Raw genomic sequence first — 19133 nt, forward strand, 5'->3', positions numbered from 1 at the left:
GGCTTTCGTCCGATGTTGGGCGGTCTAATTTGCTGAAAGTCAGTGCCTAGTGGCCAGAGACTGTGGCGAGGGCAGGATCTTCGGTGCCTCGCTTTAGCCAGCGCGTGAGGACAGCACCGATGACGCACATTGCGACGATGAACCAAAGGCCCGCGAACTTGGAACCGGTGGCGTCTTCCAGGAATCCCATGACGTATGGTCCGAGGAATCCCCCGAACAGTCCCACTGTGTTCACGAAGGCAATGCCACCTGCTAGCGCAGCCCCGGACAGACGTGTGGCCGGGTAGGTGAAGAGGATGGGCTGCAACGCGAAGAAGTTGAACGCCGCGAGGCAGAATCCGATGAGACCCAGCACAGGACCGCCAATTGCGCCGAGAGTGAATCCGGCCACGATACCAACCATTGTGCATGTGGCGATCAGTCGTGAGCGGCTGGCGTTGGTCGCCAAGCGGGGAAGCAGTAACGCGCCGGCTGCAGAGAAAATCCACGGGATAGAAGTAAGTAGACCGATTTGGATCGTGCTTAGTTCGCCATAAGTCCCGATGATTGAGGGAAGGAAGAAACTCAATGCGTACACAGCGATTTGATGGGCGAAGTAGATAGCCACAACTAGAAGAATCTGCTTGTCTTTCAGCACGTGGATCAGTTTTGAGTTCCCTGCTGCCTCGGCCCCCGATTTCTCCTCAGCGGCGATGCGAGCCTCTAGGTCCTCTGCCTCGGCCCTAGAGAGGAACTTTGCGTCGGTCGGTTTGTTGGGCAAGAACTTCCAAATTACGAATGCTAGAGCGCAGGCAGGCAACCCTTCGACGATGAACATCCATTGCCAGCCGTGAAGACCACCTAGACCGTCCAGCGTAAGTAGCACGCCACCGAGTGGAGCACCGATGATGTTAGCCAACGAGACTCCGAGCAGGAACATGCCGTTAGCTTTGGCGCGATCATTCGCGATGAACCATTGGGTCAAGAAGTAGATGACTCCAGGAAAGAGGCCAGCCTCAGCGACTCCGAGGAGCATTCGTAATATGTAGAAAGACCATTCCCCTTGGACGAGAGCCATGCAAGCAGACAGAATGCCCCACGTGATCATGATGCGCATGATCCAAAAGCGAGCTCCGACCTTGTGCATAATCAGGTTAGAAGGGATTTCTGATAGGGCGTAGGTCAGAAAGAACAAGCCGGCGCCGACGCCGTAAGCCGTGGCGGAGATGCCGAGATCGATCTCCATGCGGTCCTTGGCCATGCCAATGTTGGTGCGGTCTAGGAATGCCATTACATAGGCGGCAATCAGTAGAGGCATGACACGCCGGAAAATGAGTTTGTTGACGACATGCTGTGGTCTCATTGCCATCGCGTTCGTATGAGTGGACATGGCTACCTTTGCGTGGTGTTGGGTATGGAAAAGGTGGTGTTGCCGTGAGGAGTGTGAAACAAACCGTTAATGCAGAGAAGCGATACTCTTTGGGCAACCGCAAGTCGCACCTATGTGAATGGAGTGATCGCAGACTGTATGCGCATATGTGGTGCGCGGACTGGTGATTTGGTTGAGGAGTAGCTCGAAGGAACGCTCGGCCATCTGTTGGACCGGCTGAACGATCGTGGTCAGATCAATGAGGCGAGACCGGCTGTGAGGTAATCCATCACTCCCGGCGACGGCAACATCGCCTGGAATGGTCAGACCCAATGAAAGAGCGTGCTCCATAATGCCGATGGCAATCTCGTCGGAGCCGCAGACGATTGCCTCCGGAGGTTGTGGGGAGCCGAATAGTTTTTCGGCGGCTACTACACCGCCGTCGGAATTAAGTCGTGTGCTGATTTTTCGTTGACCAGTGATGGGAATTCCGGCTGCGGCGGCGGTTCGGACAAATGCTTGCTCTCGTGCCAATGAGGCAGTGGAAAACCTTGGGCCGATGACCGTTGCGATCTCTGTGTATCCGTGGGAAAGGACATGAGTCATGAGGGCCGAGGCGGCAGCGTCGTCGTCGATGCCGACAAAGTCCCCAGGAATATGGTCGGAACGACGAGATAGATAGACGTAGGGGATGCGTTTCTGTCGCAACGTCCTCAGAGCCCTAGAGTCCTCCCTCAGAGCTGCTGCGATGATGACACCATCCACGTTTCTGGCCGCTAATGTAGAGGCGACCTGAGCTAGGGACTCGGCGTCGTCCTGGGTGGTGGCTACGAAGACCTCGAAACCTTTGGAGGCCGTTGCATCAATGATGTGTTGTGCCCACCCGGTGTACATCTGGTTGACGATGTTGGGCAGAATCAATCCCACGACGCGGGTCAATAGCGGGTCGGGAAGACGCCCATGACGTATTGGTCGGTAACCTAATTCGTTGGCTACCTTGACGATGTGGCGACGTGTTTCGGTCGAGACGCCCGGCTGCCCATTCATCACGTAGCTCACTGTTGCTGCTGAGACCCCACAAGCGCGAGCAACGGCGGCGGCAGAAGTCTTAGCCGGGCGTGGCGCGCTTTCGTCATATGAGAGCTTCATCGCGGATGGGCTATCTGTCATGCCGGCTTCCTTCGGTGTGGACCTTGATGGTGTGTTTAGCGCTACTTGACGTTGTGATTTCTATTACAGAACGAGGCTGGGGCGTTAAGCAACGTTAAGTTGAAAAACTCAAAAGTACTGAAGAACTAGTGTTTCGACAAAGACAACGGCGCTTCGCTGTGGGAAGTGATCTTCGAGGTCATCGGGGCCTTCATCCCCATCCTGGGTGCCACGGTCACCGGGATCCTGGCCTCCGTCGTCGCACTTTTGGGTGTCGGCCCGGTGGCGGCAGTGATCGTCCTGGTGGTGGTGGTCGTGGTGAACCAGCTCGAAGGCAATCTGCTGCAGCCGGTGGTGATGGGCCGCACGCTCCAGATCCACCCGTTGGTGGTCCTGCTCGCGCTGGCCACCGGCGCCGTGGTCGCCGGGGTTCTCGGGGCCATCCTCGCGGTCCCGTTCACGGCAGCAGCCTGGGCCGCCCTGCAGGTGTGGGCCGGGGTTCCGGCGGACCGCGCCGACGGGAGCCGATCGGTAGCTTCCTAGGCTGCGGCCCCGGTTTCGACCAGGAGCACACCCCCGATGATCAGGATGATGCCGCAGGTCATGACCCAGTTCAGCGGTTCACCGAAGAGGACCTTGCTGGCCAGAGCGGTCAACGCCACCCCCACGGCGGCCCAGATCCCGTAGGCGACGCCGAGGGCCAGCCCGGTCTGCAGTGCCAGGGCCAGGCAGGAGAAGGCGACGAGGTAGCCGACGGCGACGGCACCGTACCAACGGCGACTCCCGGACGTGGCCATGCGCAAGGACAAGGTGCCGGCGACTTCACTGACGATGGCCGCACCCAACAGGACCCAGCCGATCATGCTGGAGTCCCTTGCTGTTCATGTGCACGCTCCGCGGCGCGTTGGGAACCGAGTTCGATGGTCAGCACCCCGGCAATGATCAGCCCCATCCCGGCGAGCATGGTGGCCGTCAATGGTTCGCCGAAGATGATTGCCGACAGTGCAGCAGTCAGGGCGACACCGCTGGCACCCCAGATGCCGTAGGCCACGCCCAAGGGCATCCCTTCGCGCAGGACGGCGGCGAGGAAGACGAAGGCCACCACGAATCCGACGGCGGTGAGGAAATACCAGCCGGGGTGTTCGACGGCGGCCTTCAGTGACACCGAGCCGGTGACCTCGGTGAGGATGGCCCCGGTCAACAGAAGCCACTTCTTCATGGCTGGTCCTCCAACAGTGAGACGGCGGCGGTGCGGATGGTCTCCAGCTCGTCCTGCGCTGGGGGCAGGATGTCGGTGGCGCTGGCGAACCAGATGCCGTCGGCCAACAGCCTGACCGCTGCCAACCGTCCGCGCAGGGCCGCCGATGCGCCGTCGGGCACGGCGAACCACGGGCCGAAGCGTTCACTCCACCGTTCGGTCAGCGGGTCGCGTAGTCGCGGATCGGTGAGCATCACCAGATCGGAGGCGTCGAAGTTCCGCTCCAGTGTCCATTCCAGATAGGCCGTGACCCGGTCGGTGGCCGTGGCCTGTTCCGGGGTATCTCCCAGACGGGCCGAAAGTTCGACGACCCATTGATCGATCACCGCGTCGACCAGCCCGAGCATGAGCGCTTCCTTGGTCCGGAAGTGGTACATCAGCCCGGGTTTGGTCAGCCCAGCCTCGCGGGCCGCCGATTCCAGGGAGACCGTGTCCCCCTGGCGTAGCAGGCGCAGGGAGGAATCGATGATCTGGTCGCGGGTATCGGCACTCATGCCCTTACTTTACCAACCGGAAGGTTGGTTCGTCATGCCGGGGTGGGTGACGCCGGATCCTCGTCGGCCGCGTCCGAGGGCGTCTCGGGGGCTTCCGGTGGGGGAGCGGGTTGGGTTTGTTCGCGCAGGTAGCGCAGGACGACGACTGCAACGGCGGTCACCGGCACGGCGAGGAAGGCCCCGATGATGCCGAAGAGAGTGAAGCCGAGTGTGACGGCCCCGATGACGACGGCCGGATGCAGATGCAGGGCCTTGCCCACGATGTAGGGCTGCAGCAGGTTCGCCTCGAGCTGCTGGACCGCCAGCACCACCACCAGGGTCGCCAGTGCGGTGGCCCAGCCGTGCGCCAGCAGAGCCACCAGGGTGGCCAGCAGGCCGGTGGAGACGGCGCCGATCACGGGGATGAATCCGGCGAAGAAGATCAGCAGCGCCAGCGGGAAGGCCAGCGGGACGTCCAGCAGCCACAGGCCCAACCCGATGAAGACGGCGTCGACCAGGGCCACGATGATCTGCGTCTTCAGGTAGGCGGACAGGGCCTGCCAGGCCTGTTCGCCCAGACGTCCGGCATGGACGTGGGTCTCCGGCGAGGTCCAGTGGAACACCCAGGGCAGGAAGCGCTCGCCGTCCTTGAGGCAGAAGAAGGTCAGCACCAGGGTCAGCAGCAGCACGACGATGAGGCTGGTCACCGATCCCAGACCCGAGGCGATGCCGAACAGGATGTCCTGCCAGCGGCCGCCCACCCAGCCCAGGATGTCCTCCAGGTTCTGCTGCAGGTCCACCCCGCTCAGATCCAGCGGCAAATCGCGCAGTTGCGTGGTGAAGCTGGTGAGGTTCTCCTGGGCGAGTGCGCCCAGGCGGCGGGTCCCTGAACCGAGGGCGGGGATGGCCGCCCAGATGACGCCCGCCACGACGGCCAACAACACCAGCAACGACAGCAGGGCGGCCAGCGCGCGGGGCATTGCCCGGTGGAGTCCCCGGCATAGCGGCCACAACAACGAGGACAGCAGCAGGGCCAGCAACAAAGGGAAGACCACCGCCCATAAGGTGCGCAGCAGCAGCCACAACACCACCAACCCGACGACCAGCACCAGGGACTTGGCGGTCCAGCGACTGGCCGTGGTGAGGCCGCGGGCCAATGAGCGGGGCGGGGCCTCGCTCATGAGCCGGCCCCCGGCAGGTCCAGGGATGCGGCGAAACGTTCCTTCTCGAGGCCGGTTTTCGGCATCACACCCCTCCTTGGAGTCGACGGGTCAGGGCCCAGTCTCACACCCCCTGCGGGGGATCACAACGACCGTGGGCCTCCAGACAGATGTGTCGGCTAGCGATCGAGGAAGTCCAGCAGCGCGGAGTTGAATTCCCCGGCGTGGGACACGATGAGTCCGTGGGGTGCTCCCTCGATGACGACGAGCTCGCTGTGGCCGATGGCTTCGTGGGTGCGCTGGCCAGAGCCTTCGAAGGGTACGACGCCGTCGCTATCGCCGTGGATCACGAGTGTAGGCACCGTGATGCTGGGCAGGTCCTCGCGGAAGTCGGTGGTGCCGAAGGCATCCATGCAGGCCACTGCGGCCGCCTCGTTGGACCGGCAGGACACGGCGATGGTTTCCTTCAGCTGGTCCTCGCTGACGCACAACTGGTCCCCGGCCGAGTAGAAGCCGGGGGTGAACCCCTCGAAGAAGGCGTTGCGGTCCGCTGTCAGTTGGGACTTCATCTCGTTGGCTTGCGCCTCCTCCAGCGGACCGTCCGGGTTCCCGTCGGTCTTGAGCAGGAAGGGCGGCACCCCCGCGGCGAAGATGATCGAGTGGAGGCGTTGCTCGCCGTGGGCCGAGACGTAGCGGGCGACCTCGCCGCCACCCATGGAGAACCCGACGAGGGTGACGTCCTTGAGGTCAAGCCCCTCCAGTAGTGCCGCGACGTCGGCGGCCAGCGCGTCGTAGTCGTAGCGTGCGGCCGGCTCGGAGGCGCCGAAGCCCCGGCGGTCATAGGTGATGACGCGATGGCCCTTCTCGGCCAGGGGGCCCGCCTGGTTGGCCCAGGAGGTGCCATCGAGCGGCCAGCCGTGGATCAGGACGACTGGACGGCCTTCGCCCGCCGTGTCCTCGTAGTTCAGCGTGTTTCCGTCGGCTCCGGTGATCTGTGGCATGGAAATCATCCTCTTCCTGGTCGGATGGGCGGGGTGGCATCCCCTTCCAGCCAACGTACGCATAAGCTCCCGGTGAAGTACAGGAGCCCTGTTCGTCCCCTCCACAGGCGCCGTGCCGGTGATGGCTGTGCACAGGCGGGATCCCGTCGGGATGGGGTCGGAGGAAGAAAACTAAACTCGAATACATGTTCGAGTATGAGGTAGGAGAAAATGCCGGCGGAGCCCCGGGCTCCCCCGGGGTGTCCGACGCCGCGGCGGTTGCGGAGCCCGCGCTCGCCCGGATCGAGGCGGTGAGGGTGGCCCTGGCGCTCGGGGGAACCCGGCTGGGCGAAGCGGGTCTGGTGGATCTGCTTTCCGGGTTGGAAGCGGTGAAGTCGGCTGCCGGTGCCTATCAGGCACGGGTGGCCGTGGCCCTGCGTGAGCGGGTGGTCAGACGCGAAGCGGCCGCCGGTGTCGACCCCGAAAAGCGTGGGCAGGGGGTCGGTGCGCAGGTGGCATTGGCCCGGCGCGAGTCCCCGCATGAGGGCTCCCGGCTCCTGGGCTTCGCCCGGGCCATGGTGGATGAAATGCCCCATACCCATGAGGCGTTCCGCGCCGGGGAGATCAGCGAGTGGCGCGCCACGTTGCTGGTGGGTGAGACCGCCTGCCTGGAGTTGGACGACCGGAAGAAGGTCGATGCGGCCTTGATGGCCGATCCGCGCACCATCGAGGGGGTCGGAAATCGGAAGCTGAAGGCCATGGCCCGGCATCTGGCCGAGCAGGCCAGCCCGGAGGCGGCGGTCGAACGCGCCCGCCGGGCCGTGGGGGACCGGCATGTGAGCCTACGTCCGGCCCCGGATACCATGGCCATCCTGACCGGGTCCCTGCCCGTGGGCCAGGGGGTTGCGGTGCTGAAGGCACTGACCCGGGCCGCGGATCTCGCGACGGCAACCGGGGATGCGCGCAGTCGCGGCCAGGTCATGGCCGACACGTTGGTGGAACGGGTCACCGGGCAGCAGCGGGCCGAGGGTATGCGCGTGGAGCTCCAGCTGGTGATGACGGACCGGACGCTGTTCCAGGGCGATGCGGAACCGGCACACCTGCAGGGCTATGGGGTCGTTCCGGCGCAGGTCGCCCGGGACATGATCCGCGAAGCGACTCGGGCTGCCCGTCTGTCGACAGCGACACCCCAGGAACCCACCGACGGGCAAGAGTCCAACGCGCCGCCCGGGCCCGACTCCCTGGCCTGGATCCGACGGCTCTATACGGCGCCTGCCACGGGGGAACTCGTGGGCCTGGATTCGCGGGCCAGACTGTTCCCGCGCGGCTTGCGGCGCTTCATTGAAGTACGGGACCAGACCTGCACCCGCCCGTGGTGCGATGCTCCCATCCGGCATATGGATCACATCCTGGCCTGGGCCGGAGGCGGGGCGACCGTCGCGGAAAACGGGCAGGGAACCTGTGTCCGCTGCAACCACACGAAGGAAGCGCTGAACTGGCACTCCCGCAAGGTCGCCGGAGCCCGGCACACGGTGGAAACCACAACGCCGACAGGACACGTCTACCGCTCGCAAGCACCAGCACTCCCCGGAACCGCCGACTGAGGCGACAGCAACCGCGGCACGCGAAAAGCGGCGGGCCGCCCGCGGCACCGTAGTCTGGTCCGCGTGAATCGATCCTTTACCCTCCTGGTCAACCGGGCTGCCGGCAGCGGCGACCCTCTGGCCGCGGCCGCCCGCGTGGAGCGGATCCTACGCGAGTCCGGGGCCCGGGTCGAAACCGTGGCCCCCTCGGGGCCGGCGGAGGGCAAAAGAGCCCTTGCCCAGGCCGTCATCCGCGGCGATGTGGTGGTCGCTGTCGGAGGTGACGGGACCGTCTCGGCGCTCGCCGGAGAAGTGGCCCGGCTCGGCGGGATCCTGGGGGTCATCCCCGCCGGACGGGGCAACGACTTCGCCAGGATGCTGGGATTGCCCACGGATCCTCACGCCGTGGCAACCATCCTGCTCGACGAGGAACCCGCGGAAACCGACCTCATCACCACCACCGCCCCCGACGGCACCTCACGAGTGGTGGCGGGTTCGATCTACGCAGGCATCGACGCAGTGGTCGCCGACCGGGTCGCCCGCGGGCACTGGCTGCCACGGTCGTGGCAGTATCCGCTGAACGGCCTGTACGCCTTGGCCACGTTCCGTCCCACCCGGTTGACCGTGGGCATCGACGGGACCGAGCGGATCTTCAAAGCGGCCTGCGTGGCCGTTGCCAATTCGGCCTACTACGGCTCGGGTATGCGCATTGCCCCGGAAGCCAGCATCGACGATGGACTCTTGGACATCGTGGTGATTGAGGCCTTCGGCCGGCTGGACATGATCCGTGCCTTGCCGAAGGTCTACGGAGGTACCCACGTCGACTTGCCCACGGTGCACACCTTCCGCGGCAGATCCATCACACTCTCGGCCGAGCCGGCGATTCTTTACGGGGGCGATGGCGAAACCGAGGGAATGGTCGGCAGCGGGGCGGTACTGATCGACGTTGTGCCTGCTGCCGTCCAGATTCTGCGCTAAGGCGGTACCTGCAGGGTTGCCTTGGTCACGGTTCGACATCTGGCGGCCTTGCCTCCCCTGCCGGGCGGGTCGAGACTGTACCTTGGGGCTTAAGACAGGTTCTTGGATGAATTCTGTCGCCTGCGAGAACGTATCAACAACTGGGGAGGGCGTCGGCCATGGTCTTTACGATCGTCATGAACATTCTTGGTCTAGCAATGGTCGCGGGGGTGGTGTCCGCGGTGATCAAAAAAGATCGGAACGCCAACGCCAACGCCATCGACGCCGAGTTCGATGATCTCTCCGAAGACCACAGCACGACGCCGGGGCGCGGTTTCTAGGTAGTCTGCTTCCAGATGGCCCGCCCGGCGACGTGCCGGATGCGGTCCTGGCTGCGGTGGCCCTAGCATGGCAGTCGTGAGCATCGAATCGGCCCTGCTGTCCTTCGCCGTCGTGGCCGCCCTGTTGACCATCATCCCGGGGCTGGACACCGTGCTGGTGCTGCGCGCTTCGATCAGCCAAGGACGCCGCCATGGCTACGCGACCGCGTTGGGCGTCAACTCGGGTGCCATGCTCTGGGGCATTGCCGCTGCCGTCGGGGCATCGGCCTTGCTGGCCGCCTCCGAAACGGCGTTCACGATCCTCAAACTGGTCGGTGCCCTGTATATGGCCTGGCTGGGCGCGACCATGCTCTGGCGTTCGCTGGGTCGCACCCCACCCACGGTCGTTGCCGATCAACCCGTCGCGCGGGCCAGCCGAGGGCTGCTGTTCTCCTGGGCCAAGGGTGCGGGCACGAACCTGCTCAACCCCAAGGTCGGGGTCTTCTACATCGCGATGATCCCGCAGTTCATCCCCGCAGGAACCTCGACACTGCTCATGGGCATTGCGCTGGCCGGGGTGCACAACCTGTTGGCGCTGATCTGGTTCTCGCTGCTCATCAACGGAACCCATCTGGCCCGGGGAACCTTCCAGAAGCCGGGCTTCATCCGCTGGACCGACCGCGGCGCGGGAGTCGCACTGCTGGGGTTCGGGGCCTCGCTGGCGGTGAATAGCAGATAGTCCTGCGTTTGGCCTGCGGCCGGGGTCAGTCCCGGTCGGAGAGCCGGGCCGCGGTCACGGCACCGGTCGTGTAGGTCAGTGTGGCCACCAGAACCAACACCAGCGGGGCCGTCCAGCCCCCGGTGAGGGTGTTTAGCCAGCCGGCCAACGGCGGGGCTGCGGTCGCCGCGAGATAACCGCCACCCTGGATGCGGGCCGAGACCGAGGCCGCTTCGGCGTCGGAATGCGAGATGCGGGGGATGACGGAGAAGATCACGGTGAACCCGCCGCCCTGGGCGATGCCGCCGATGATCGACCAGAGCACGAAGGCCTGCGGGGCGATCAACAGCCCCACCGGCAGGGTGATCCAGAAGACCGCCACGACGATCGCCGCCACCGACAGTCGGGTGCGGTTCGCCAGCAACGGGACCCCGAAGGCGCCGAGGATCGCGGCGACCTGGAACAGCGAGGCCGACGCTCCCGAGGCCGCCGGGGCCAGGTCGCGGGTTTCGGTGAGCAGCAACGGCAGCCACGCCGTGGTGGCGTAGTAGGCCGCCGACTGCCCGCAGAACGCGAAGACTAGCAGCGCCACGATGCGCTGGGTGTGGGCCCGCTGTTCCGGGGTGCGGGCCGGGGCCGCCGCCGGGCCAGTCGTCTTGCTCGCCATGCCGGAGGAAACCGGGGCCCCCGGGGCGTTGCGCCGTCGCAGGACCCAATAGATGAGTCCGACGGCGGTGACGATCGACCAGGCGGCGATCGCCCACCTCCAGCCGGCCACCCCGGCCAACGGTGCGGTGCCCAGCAGGGTCGCCATCGAGCCGACATTCATCGTGGCCGAATAGGCGGCCGTCGCCGAGGAGACCTTATTCCAGGGGACGTCCCGGCGGATCAGCACCGGGACAGCGATATTGCCCAGCGTCATGGCGGCGCCGATGACCGCGGTGCCGCCGAGCACCACCAGGGCCGGCCCCGAGGAGCGGATGAGCGTGCCGGCCATGATCCCGGCCAGGCAGAGCACGATCGTGGTTTCGGGGCCGAAACGGCGGATCACCCGCGACGCCAGCGGGGTGGCCAACGCGAAGAGGAGCACCGGCAGGCCGGTCAGCAGGCCCGCCCCGGCGGCACTGAGCCCGGTGCCTTCGCGGATGTCGGCGATCACCGCGGTGGGGGCGATGATCGGGGCGCGCAGACTCAACGCGACCATGACGATCCCGGCGATCACCCACGGCAGGGCGGGGCGGACCGCGGCCGGCCGGCTCATCCGGTGGCCTCGGAGTGGAAACGGTCCGAGGTGGCGAAAAGGGCGCCGGCAGCCAGCAGGGAACATCCGAGCAGGACGAATCCGAGGGGCACGGCGCTGGTTGAACCGCCGAGACCACCCAAGGGGGAGACGATCGCCCCGAGCGTGAACTGGGCCCCGCCAAGCCAGGCGGAACCGCTGCCGGAGACGTGCCTGACCTCGGCCAAGGCCAGCGAGGTGGTGTTGCCCATGACGAACCCGATGCTGCAGGTGGTGGCGAAGATCAATACCGCCAGGGTCCAGCCCGGGGCCCCGAACAGGGCGCAGAGGGTGAAGGCCACGGCCACGGCCACCAGGGTGGTCACCGCCACGGTGACGGTGTTGCGCAATGGGATCCGGGTGGCCAGCCGGGCGGAAACCAGGCCGGTGCTCATCATGCCCAGGGCGTTGGCCCCGAAGAGCAGCGCGAAGGTTCCGGGACTCAGGCCCAGGACCCCCTGGTAGAGGAAGGGAGAGGCGGAGATGTAGCCCATGAGGATCCCGAAGGCCGCCCCGAACAACACGATGTAGCCCACGAACCGGCGATGTCGGATCGCCACCGCCAGCCCGCCGAACAGCGGTCCGGTGCGGCGATGGGAGACCGGCAGTGTCTCGCGGACCTGCCAGAGGGCGCCGAGCAGCATCACCACCGACATCGCGGTGATCGCCCACAACACGGCCCGCCAGCCCGAGGTGATGAAGATCAGGCTGCCCACGGACGGGGCCACCGCCGGGGCGACGCCGCTGATGGTCATCATGATGGAGAACAGCCGGGCGGCCTGGCCTCCCACGGCCCGGTCGGAGATGACGGCGCGGGAGAGGACGACGCCGGCTGCCGCACTGAGGCCTTGGAGGAATCTGAACGCGGTGAGGGTCTCGATCGTGGGCGCCAGTGCGACCGCGACCGAGGACAGGACGAAGACCGAGGAGCCGATGAGTAGCGGCCGGACCCGCCCGAACCGGTCCGAGAGCGGTCCGAAGAGTAGTTGGCCGCCTCCCATGCCCAGCAGGAAACCGGTCAGGGTCAGCTGGACGGACGAGGCGTTGACCCCGAACTCGCGGGCCATTGCGGGGAAGGCCGGCAGATAGAGGTCGGTGGCGACCGGACCGGCCATCGACAGCAGCGCCAATGCGGTGAGCAGCAGGGCCGGGAACCTGAACGCGTGGCCGTGATCTGCGGCGGAACGGCTCTCGGGCATGGGCTGATGCTATCGCCGCTGCGGGCGGGCGGGGGAACGTGGACTGCTTATGACGGGGTGTTCCTGGCCACGCAGGGCAGCAGCCCCGTCAGGGAACCGAAGAGCCCGATCATTATTTACTGTCTTCTCGACAGTAAAGATGATATTGTGTCCTCAAGACATCAAAGAAGGCCACTGCTGCAGGCAGCGACCGGGAAGTAGGAAACGGACATGCTTTTCGAAGACAAAGTGGCACTGGTGACGGCAGCCGGCGCGGGAATTGGCAAGGCCATTGCGGTCCGCCTGGCCGCCGAGGGCGCCGCGGTCGTCGTTTCGGATATCAATGACGAGGCCGGTGAAGCGGTGGTCGCCGAAATCGTCGAAGCCGGTGGACGGGCCGCCTACCAGCGGGCCAACGTCGCCGATCCGGAGGAAGTCGCCGGACTGGTCGACTTCGCCGTGAAGACCTTCGGTGGACTCCACCTCGCCGTGAACAACGCGGGCGTCGGCGTCATGCCACGCCGGATCGAGGAGACCGAGAACTCGGACTTCGACCGTGTCATGTCGGTGACGCTGCGCGGGACCTTCCTGGCGCTGAAATCCCAGATCGGATACTTCCGTTCCCAGGGGAGTGGCTCCATCGTGAACGTCGCCTCGATCGCCGGAGTGCAGTCCACGCCCATGCTGACCCCCTACGGCGCCTCCAAGCACGGAGTGGTCACCCTGACCCGGAGCGTCGCCATGGAGAATGCGCCCGAGGGCATCCGGGTCAACGCCGTGGCCCCCGGGGCCATCGAAACCGCCTCGCTGGCCTCCTTGCCGGCTGAGGCCAAGGCCGAGCACAGCTCCAAGATCCCGATGAAGCGCCTGGGACAGCCGGCGGAGATCGCCAACGCCGTGGCCTGGCTGCTCAGCGACGAAGCCAGCTTCGTGACCGGCGTCGTGCTCCCCGTCGATGGGGGAACCGTCCATGACGACTAACGAGACGGACTACCGGCCAGCACTGATTGCCGCCCTGACCCGCATCCTGGGCGAATGGACGGCGCCGGGATTCCTTACAGGGGTCGCCGCCCGTGAAGGAGTCCATCTGGACCCGCCGGCGATCGTCATGGTCACCGTGATCGCCCAGAAGGGCCCCCAACGCCCCTCGGCGCTCGCCGCCCACCTGGTGACCGGCCCCTCCAACATCAGCAAGATCATCCGGCGCCTCTCCGAGGCCGGGCTGGTCGTCAGGGCCACCGACCCCGAGGATGCCCGGGCTCAGCGAGTGCAGCTGACGCCCGCAGGAGAGCACGTCGCCGGGGCTTTCGTGAAAGCAGGAGACGGGATGGTCGACGAATTACTTGAAGGATGGAGCGAAACCGACCGGCGGACGTTCGTGACCTTGCTCGAACGTTTTGCCGTCGCCTCAACATCCTTCGCAGGAACGCTCGGAACCACCGAACCACCCACCACAGGAGGAACACCATGAGCCGTACCTATGCCATCACCGGAGCCGGATCGGGCATCGGAGCCGCCACCGCGCAATTGCTGCGCGAACGCGGGGAAATCGTCATCGGCGTGGACCTGAAGGGGGCAGAGATCGATGCCGATCTGAGCACCCCCGAGGGCCGCAGCTCGGGCGTCGAACGCGCCATAGACCTGGCCGAAGGCCGCATCGACGCCGTCATCGCCTGCGCCGGGATCTCCATGCCCAAACCGCTCACCGTGAAGGTCAACTACTTCGGGGTTACCGAGTTCCTCGATCAGCTGGCACCGACCCTGGCCAACAGCGATTCCCCCCGAGCCGTCGTCGTCAGCTCCATGGCCTCGCTGCAGCCCAATTCCCCCGAGCTGGTCGACGCGTTGCTCGCCGGGGACGAGGACCGCGCGGTGGAGATCGGCACCGCACTGGCCGAGGCCGGCCCCGAGCAGGGCTACCTGAACTACCCCTCCAGCAAGCGGGCCCTCTCCCGCTGGGTGCGTCGGGCCTGCATCACCGAGCGGTACGCCGGCGCCGGCATCCCGTTGAATGCGATCGCACCGGGCACCGTGATCTCCCCGATGACCACTGAGCTGCTCTCCACCCCCGAAGGCCGGGCCATGGTGGATCAGCACGTGCCGATGCCGTTGAATTACCACTCGGAATCGATCGTGCTGGCCCGGCTGCTGGCCTGGTTGACGAGCGTGGAAAATACGCACGTCACCGGTCAGACGATCTACGCCGATGGCGGCGCAGACGCCTCGCTGCGCGGAGACGATATCTGGAGCTAGCCTCTTCCGGTCCACCACGACGCCTCCGACGCCCCCGCTCCCACGGGCCGCCGGAGGCGTCGTGCGTGGTCGGGTGAGGGGTGTGGCCAGGAGGCCGATTGGGTCCAACCGACGAAAAAATGCTAACGTATAGGTTTGCCATTTTCCGGGAGCAATCCCGGGGAACCCCTTCCTGACCCGGGTGGCCGGACTGTGCCGCAGTCCGCGTGCCGAACGCGCACCATGGCGCGGGTCTCCAAGAACTTTATTCGGTAGTCGCTTCGCACCCGGCTGCGTTCAATCAGCTAAGTGAGACACACATGACTGAGCCCACCCCCCTGACCACCCCCGAGGCTGATGCGCCTCCCTCCGCTTTGGCTGCGGGGCTTGACCGCAAGGTCGCCGGCATCAGCATCGGCATCGTCGTCCTCTTCGTCGCGGCAAGCCTCGGATTCCCCGACTGGACCGCCAACGTCATCAACTCCGGTTTCAGCGGTGCCGCCAAATGGTTCGGCGCCTACTGGCAGTACCTGCTGCTGATCACCTTCTTCGTGGCGATCATCCTGGCCTTCACCCCCTACGCGAAGGCACGGCTGAGCACCGGGAAACCGGAATTCACCCGGTTCAAATGGGTCTCCATGATCATGTGCACCCTGCTGGCCGGCGGTGGCGTGTTCTGGGCCGCGGCCGAGCCGATCGCCCACTACATCGCCTCCCCGCCCTACTACGGGGACAGCCTCGAATCCGAGAGCGACCAGGCCAGCGCGGCCCTGGCGCAGAGCTTCGTGGACTGGGGCTTCCTGGCCTGGGCCATCCTGGGCACCCTGGGCGCCATCGTGATCACCCACGCCCACTCCAAGGGCATGCCGCTGCGCCCGCGTACGCTGCTCTACCCGATCATGGGCAAGAAGGTCCTCCACAGCTGGATCGGCACCGTCGCCGACGTCGTGGCGATCATCGCCGTCGTCGCCGGCACCGTGGGACCGGTCGGGTTCCTGGGCCTGCAGGTCTCCTACGGGCTAGCCGAAATGACCGGGATCCCCAACAACTACGCCACCCAGCTGATCGTCATCGCCGTGTTGACCGGCATCGCGGCGCTTTCGGTGTCCTCCGGGCTGAACAAGGGCATCCAGATCCTCAGCAGGGCCAACGTCTGGCTGGCGATCGCCCTGATGGCCGCCGTGGTCGTCCTCGGCTCGGCCGGCTACGTCTTCAAGGCCTTCCTGGGCGGCTTCGGCACCTACATCGGCAACTTCGTGGGCATGTCCGTCTACCAGGGAGACCCGACCTGGCTCTCGGGGTGGACGGTCTTCTTCTTCGGCTGGTTCCTGGGCTACGGGCCGCTGATGGCCATCTTCGTGGCCCGGATCTCCCGCGGCCGGACCATCCGCGATCTGATCATCTGCACGGCAGTGATCCCGCCGGTGTTGACCACCGTCTGGTTCAGCGTCCTGGGCGGAACCGGCATCATGTTCGAGCAGCAGAACCCCGGAAGCGTGGGCGCCGCCTACGAATCGGACGGACTACCGGCGGTGGTGATGTCCATCGCGGCCCAGCTTCCGCTCTCCGGTTTGGTCGGAGGCGCCTTCCTGCTGCTGACGGTGACGTTCGTGGCCACGACGACGGACTCCATGTCCTACGCCATCGCCCAGTCCTGCACCATTTCCGGTGAACCGTCGACCAAGCTGCGCGCCACGTGGGCCGTGATGATGGGGGTGGCGGCAGCCGTGTTGATCGCCATCGGTGATGGCGGCATCTCCGGACTGCAGTCCTTCATCGTGATCACCGCGGTCCCGGTCGGCTTCCTGATGCTGCCCTCGGTGTTCGCCGCCCCGATCTATGCCCGGCGGATGGCCATCGAACAGGGAGTCATCCACCCGCGAGGTTCGGGCCCGACGCAGGAAGCCGTGGGGGAGCAGGCCGGGGAGAAGGAATCGGCGACCACCACGAAGCTGCCGACCTCCAAGGAATAGTCCGGCCGGCATGCACCCAGGCAGGGGCCACGGTTCAGCCAACCGTGGCCTCGGTGCTGGCGAAACCGGTGGCGGCGGCGGTGAACCGGGCGATCAGGGGGGTCTCGGCCCGGTCGGTCTTGACGATCAGCGAAACGGTCGAGGTGGCCGTGGTGTCGGTCAAGGGCACATAGCGCAGCCCGGCCAGCTGGAGGGCGCGCATTCCTTCGGGCACGACGGCGATACCTGTCTTGGCGGCCACCAAGCCCAGGATCGTCGGGAACTGGATGGCCTCCTGGGCGACGCGCAGACGGAATCCAGCGTGCAGGCATAAAGCAGAAATGACGTCATAGAGCCGCGAAACCTGGTCGCGGGGGAAGACCACGAAGCCGGCCTCGGACAGGTCGGCCAGGGCCAGGGACGGCCGGCGGGCCAACGGATGGTCGTCCGGAAGCGCGACGATGAGGGGCTCGCGGGTCAGTTCGCGGGCGGTGATGCCCGGCAGCGACTCGACATCGCGCACGATGCCCACATCGAGGGTCCCCGACTCCAGCGCCCCGAGCTGTTGTTCGGTGGTCAACTCGTGGAGTTCCAACTCCAGACCCGGATATTGGATGCGCAGCGGCGGGACGATCCGGGGGATGAGATTCAGGGCCGCCGACCCCACGAAACCCACGCGAAGCAGGCCGGTCCGGCCTTCCACCGCCTGTTCGATGCCGCGCAGTGCCTGCTCGGACTCCAGGATCACCTTGCGGGCAGCCACCAGCAGGACCTTGCCGGTCTCGGTCAGTTCCACCGATCGGGTGGTGCGGGTGAACAGCCGGGTCTTCAGCTCCCGTTCCAGTCGTTGGATCTGCTGGCTCAGCGCCGGCTGGGCGATAAGCAGGCGTGCTGCCGCCCGGTTGAAATGCATTTCCTCGGCCACCGCCACGAAGTAGCGCAATTGACGGATCTCCATATGAACTAAGTGTTATTGATGATCAATACATAAGCAATAGATACTTCACGCCGATCAAATAGCGCCGTAGCCTCAAAGACATGACGAGCACCACCGCAGCACGAAGGAGCATCAGCGTGACCAACCCCGGACAGCAGACCCTTGGCCTGAAGCAACTCATCAACGGCCAGTGGGTGGAAGGAAGCGGCCCGGCTGCCACCAGTTCCAACCCGGCGTTGCCCCAGGAAGTGGTGGCGCAGTACGCCACGGCCACGTCCACCGAGCTCGACCACGCCCTGGACGCAGCCACGCAGGCCGCCGCCGGCTGGGACCGGATGGGCATCATCGCCCGCGGGAACATCCTGCGCCGCGCCGCCGAGATCCTCGGCCGCCGTGCCGAAGAGGTCGCCCAACTGATGACCCGCGAGCAGGGCAAGATCCTGGCCGACTCCCGCGGCGAAGTCGGGGCCAGCATTGAAACCCTGTACTACAACGCAGGGTCGGCCCGTCGGGCCAACGCAGCGGTCTACCCCTCGGCCAACCCGGACGAAGTGGTCCGCACGATCCGCAGGCCGTTGGGCACCGTTGCGGTGATCACCCCCTGGAACTTCCCGCTGCAGATCCCTGCCTGGAAGATCGCCCCGGCACTGCTCTGGGGCAACACGGTCGTGTGGAAGACAGCCAGCGACACCCCGGCCACCGCCGTGATGTTCGCCGAGATCCTTGAAGAAGCCGGAGTCCCGGCAGGTGTGTTGAACCTGCTGCTCGGCCCCGGGGCCCTGGGCTCGGAACTCGTGGCCGATCCACGGGCCGACGCCGTCACCTTCACCGGATCCGTGGAGGTCGGACACCGGATCCGCGAAAAGACGGTCCTACGCGGAGCGAAGCTGCAGATGGAACTCGGTGGACATAATGCCGCCATCGTGCTGCCCGATGCCGATCTTGCCACCGCCGCCGACTTCATCACCGCCGCGGCCACCGGCAGCACCGGCCAGAAGTGCACGGCCACCCGCCGCGTCATCGCCGTGGGAGCCATCCACGACCAGCTCCGGGATGAACTGGTCAAACGGTTCAACGCACTGAATGTGGGCGCCGGCACCGACGCAGGAGCCGGCATCGGACCCGTCGTCAACGAGCGCGCCCGCCGTGATATCGACGAGGCCGTCCAGCAGGCCGAAGCCGAAGGCGCCCAGGTCCTGGCGCGTGCACCGATCCCCGACGCGGAGGGACATTTCGTGGCCCCCACCCTGCTCGGTGGCACCAGCGAGCTGACCATTTGCTGCGAAGAGGTCTTCGGGCCCGTGACCACCCTGTTGCGCGCCGAATCCCTTCAGGAGGCCATCGAACTGGCCAATGCCACCGAATTCGGTCTGACCGCCTCCGTGTTCACCAGCGACGAGCGTTCCATCCGGCGCTGCCTCAACGACCTGGTGGCCGGGCTGATCAAGGTCAACGGCCCCTCCACCGGCTCCGAGGTCCATGCACCGTTCGGTGGCCTGCGCGACTCCTCCCAGCCGGGTCCGCGCGAGCAGAACAGCGACGCCGCCTCCGACTTCTTCACCCTCACCAAGACGGCCTACCTGCGCCTGGCACCGGAAGGAGCATGAAA

At 65.8% G+C, this 19133-nt stretch carries 20 protein-coding genes; 10 read left to right on the forward strand and 10 right to left on the reverse strand.

All coding sequences use genetic code 11. The features are described 5' to 3' along the window. Positions 1 to 46 precede the first annotated feature (46 nt). On the reverse strand, positions 47 to 1369 hold the full coding sequence (locus ACT3S2_RS08120) for an MFS transporter (RefSeq protein ID WP_179204198.1): 1323 nt from the start codon (positions 1367 to 1369) through the stop codon (positions 47 to 49). A gap of 66 nt (positions 1370 to 1435) precedes the next feature. Next, positions 1436 to 2518, reverse strand: coding sequence for a LacI family DNA-binding transcriptional regulator (locus tag ACT3S2_RS08125; protein ID WP_241895399.1), 1083 nt, complete (start codon positions 2516 to 2518; stop codon positions 1436 to 1438). 165 nt (positions 2519 to 2683) lie between these two features. Here ACT3S2_RS08125 and ACT3S2_RS08130 point away from each other — a divergent pair, with 165 nt between their 5' ends. Beyond that, positions 2684 to 3040: an AI-2E family transporter gene (locus tag ACT3S2_RS08130; protein WP_443390150.1), complete on the forward strand. Its 357-nt coding sequence runs from the start codon at positions 2684 to 2686 to the stop codon at positions 3038 to 3040. Here ACT3S2_RS08130 and ACT3S2_RS08135 read toward each other — a convergent pair. The 5 genes from ACT3S2_RS08135 to ACT3S2_RS08155 all read right to left on the reverse strand — a co-directional run bounded on the left by ACT3S2_RS08135 (position 3037) and on the right by ACT3S2_RS08155 (position 6389). Further along, positions 3037 to 3360: a DMT family transporter gene (locus tag ACT3S2_RS08135; protein ID WP_443390151.1), complete on the reverse strand. Its 324-nt coding sequence runs from the start codon at positions 3358 to 3360 to the stop codon at positions 3037 to 3039. The two genes, ACT3S2_RS08130 and ACT3S2_RS08135, sit on opposite strands and share 4 nt — an antisense overlap. Continuing rightward, positions 3357 to 3716 (reverse strand): DMT family transporter, encoded by a 360-nt coding sequence (locus ACT3S2_RS08140; protein WP_087000789.1) that lies wholly within the window; start codon positions 3714 to 3716, stop codon positions 3357 to 3359. The genes ACT3S2_RS08135 and ACT3S2_RS08140 overlap by 4 nt, the downstream gene beginning before the upstream one ends. Further along, positions 3713 to 4249, reverse strand: coding sequence for a TetR/AcrR family transcriptional regulator (locus ACT3S2_RS08145; RefSeq protein ID WP_087000791.1), 537 nt, complete (start codon positions 4247 to 4249; stop codon positions 3713 to 3715). The genes ACT3S2_RS08140 and ACT3S2_RS08145 overlap by 4 nt, the downstream gene beginning before the upstream one ends. 32 nt (positions 4250 to 4281) lie before the next feature. Beyond that, complete coding sequence (locus ACT3S2_RS08150; protein ID WP_087000793.1) at positions 4282 to 5409, reverse strand: AI-2E family transporter; 1128 nt, start codon at positions 5407 to 5409, stop codon at positions 4282 to 4284. A 158-nt stretch (positions 5410 to 5567) separates the two neighbouring features. Continuing rightward, complete coding sequence (locus ACT3S2_RS08155) at positions 5568 to 6389, reverse strand: alpha/beta fold hydrolase (protein ID WP_444555153.1); 822 nt, start codon at positions 6387 to 6389, stop codon at positions 5568 to 5570. 185 nt (positions 6390 to 6574) lie between these two features. Here ACT3S2_RS08155 and ACT3S2_RS08160 point away from each other — a divergent pair, with 185 nt between their 5' ends. From ACT3S2_RS08160 to ACT3S2_RS08175, 4 genes are all read left to right on the forward strand, one after another. After that, the gene (locus ACT3S2_RS08160) at positions 6575 to 7972 is read left to right on the forward strand and encodes a DUF222 domain-containing protein (RefSeq protein WP_444555154.1); all 1398 of its coding nucleotides are present in this window, start codon (positions 6575 to 6577) and stop codon (positions 7970 to 7972) included. Between the two features lie 63 nt (positions 7973 to 8035). Then, on the forward strand, positions 8036 to 8929 hold the full coding sequence (locus tag ACT3S2_RS08165; RefSeq protein ID WP_444555155.1) for a diacylglycerol/lipid kinase family protein: 894 nt from the start codon (positions 8036 to 8038) through the stop codon (positions 8927 to 8929). Positions 8930 to 9087: 158 nt separating this feature from the next. Further along, positions 9088 to 9249, forward strand: a complete 162-nt coding sequence (locus tag ACT3S2_RS08170; protein ID WP_441380806.1) for a hypothetical protein — start codon at positions 9088 to 9090, stop codon at positions 9247 to 9249. Positions 9250 to 9316: 67 nt separating this feature from the next. After that, on the forward strand, positions 9317 to 9967 hold the full coding sequence (locus ACT3S2_RS08175; RefSeq protein WP_444555156.1) for a LysE family translocator: 651 nt from the start codon (positions 9317 to 9319) through the stop codon (positions 9965 to 9967). A 25-nt stretch (positions 9968 to 9992) separates the two neighbouring features. Here the strand turns inward: ACT3S2_RS08175 and ACT3S2_RS08180 are convergent, their stop codons facing one another. Together ACT3S2_RS08180 and ACT3S2_RS08185 are read right to left on the reverse strand one after the other, a co-directional pair. Continuing rightward, the gene (locus ACT3S2_RS08180) at positions 9993 to 11207 is read right to left on the reverse strand and encodes an MFS transporter (protein ID WP_444555157.1); all 1215 of its coding nucleotides are present in this window, start codon (positions 11205 to 11207) and stop codon (positions 9993 to 9995) included. Continuing rightward, positions 11204 to 12424: a multidrug effflux MFS transporter gene (locus ACT3S2_RS08185; RefSeq protein WP_444555158.1), complete on the reverse strand. Its 1221-nt coding sequence runs from the start codon at positions 12422 to 12424 to the stop codon at positions 11204 to 11206. Before ACT3S2_RS08185 ends, ACT3S2_RS08180 begins: the two co-directional genes overlap by 4 nt. A gap of 210 nt (positions 12425 to 12634) precedes the next feature. Between ACT3S2_RS08185 and ACT3S2_RS08190 the strand changes: the two genes are divergently transcribed. The 4 genes from ACT3S2_RS08190 (at position 12635) to ACT3S2_RS08205 (ending at position 16608) form a co-directional block, all read left to right on the forward strand. Next, positions 12635 to 13384 carry an SDR family NAD(P)-dependent oxidoreductase gene (locus ACT3S2_RS08190; protein WP_444555159.1) on the forward strand — a complete coding sequence of 250 codons (750 nt, stop codon included), beginning with the start codon at positions 12635 to 12637 and terminating at the stop codon, positions 13382 to 13384. Next, complete coding sequence (locus tag ACT3S2_RS08195; RefSeq protein WP_443384018.1) at positions 13374 to 13874, forward strand: MarR family winged helix-turn-helix transcriptional regulator; 501 nt, start codon at positions 13374 to 13376, stop codon at positions 13872 to 13874. Before ACT3S2_RS08190 ends, ACT3S2_RS08195 begins: the two co-directional genes overlap by 11 nt. Further along, positions 13871 to 14656, forward strand: a complete 786-nt coding sequence (locus tag ACT3S2_RS08200) for an SDR family oxidoreductase (protein WP_443384019.1) — start codon at positions 13871 to 13873, stop codon at positions 14654 to 14656. The genes ACT3S2_RS08195 and ACT3S2_RS08200 overlap by 4 nt, the downstream gene beginning before the upstream one ends. A 299-nt stretch (positions 14657 to 14955) precedes the next feature. After that, the gene (locus tag ACT3S2_RS08205; protein ID WP_443384020.1) at positions 14956 to 16608 is read left to right on the forward strand and encodes a BCCT family transporter; all 1653 of its coding nucleotides are present in this window, start codon (positions 14956 to 14958) and stop codon (positions 16606 to 16608) included. Between the two features lie 34 nt (positions 16609 to 16642). Here the strand turns inward: ACT3S2_RS08205 and ACT3S2_RS08210 are convergent, their stop codons facing one another. Beyond that, positions 16643 to 17545 (reverse strand): LysR family transcriptional regulator, encoded by a 903-nt coding sequence (locus tag ACT3S2_RS08210; protein ID WP_444555160.1) that lies wholly within the window; start codon positions 17543 to 17545, stop codon positions 16643 to 16645. 80 nt (positions 17546 to 17625) lie between these two features. Between ACT3S2_RS08210 and ACT3S2_RS08215 the strand changes: the two genes are divergently transcribed. After that, positions 17626 to 19131 carry an aldehyde dehydrogenase family protein gene (locus tag ACT3S2_RS08215; RefSeq protein ID WP_444555161.1) on the forward strand — a complete coding sequence of 502 codons (1506 nt, stop codon included), beginning with the start codon at positions 17626 to 17628 and terminating at the stop codon, positions 19129 to 19131. Positions 19132 to 19133: the final 2 nt, after the last annotated feature.

Origin of the sequence: Arthrobacter sp. AOP36-A1-22, from assembly GCF_052377615.1 — a bacterium.
Lineage (GTDB): Bacteria > Actinomycetota > Actinomycetes > Actinomycetales > Micrococcaceae > Arthrobacter_H.